The following is a 573-nucleotide window of genomic DNA, read 5'->3' on the forward strand; positions in this document are numbered from 1 at the left end:
GTGCGATTCGAGGACCGACAGGGCGGTGCGCAGAGCTCGATTTTCCTACTTCTTTGATAATCTTGGGTCCATGACTGAGATCCCCTACGGCATCGGCGAGGGGCCGGCGACAAGGGTCAGCCTGTCCCTGCCTGAAGGTACGGCCGAGGCGATCCGCCAACGAGTGGGCAAGCGCGAGTTCTCGGCGTTCATTGCTGCGGCCGTCGAACGCGAGCTGCGTGGTCAGATCCTGGATGAGTACCTGGCTGACTATGAGCGCCGGAAGGGGCCGATCTCGGCAACGGAGCAGGATCGGGCACGTCAGGTCTTCGACGAGGTTTTCGCCGAGGAGGGCGGATGGCCCGTCGCAAGCTGAGCCACGAGGGCACCTTGGTGCTCGACTCCGAGGGTCTCTCCAAACTGCTCAACGACCATGAGCCCGCCGTCGCGCTGGTCGCGGAGGCCCGGAAGCGAGGCATGGAGGTGGCGATCAGCGCTATGACCATCATCGAGGCCGTGCACAGCCGTACCGACCAGGCACGTCTTCGATGGATTCTGTCCGGGCTGCGGATCGTTCAGGTGGGTGATGAGGAG

General features: G+C 63.7%; 1 protein-coding gene and 1 pseudogene. Both read left to right on the plus strand.

Annotation, left to right across the window (positions count from 1 at the left end; all coding sequences use genetic code 11):
* Positions 1-70 precede the first annotated feature (70 nt).
* On the plus strand, positions 71-355 hold the full coding sequence (locus ABD323_RS44315) for a hypothetical protein (protein ID WP_184917265.1): 285 nt from the start codon (positions 71-73) through the stop codon (positions 353-355).
* Positions 337-573, plus strand: a pseudogene (locus ABD323_RS44320) (DNA-binding protein); the annotation flags it as partial. The gene ABD323_RS44315 and the pseudogene ABD323_RS44320, both read left to right, overlap by 19 nt.

Origin of the sequence: Kitasatospora nipponensis (assembly GCF_039528135.1) — a bacterium.
GTDB lineage: Bacteria > Actinomycetota > Actinomycetes > Streptomycetales > Streptomycetaceae > Kitasatospora > Kitasatospora nipponensis.

What these genes read in the sequence shown, in the direction of transcription:
- ABD323_RS44315 (WP_184917265.1), top strand. Translation starts at nt 71, where the DNA reads ATGACTGAGATCCCCTACGGCATCGGCGAGGGGCCGGCGACAAGGGTC.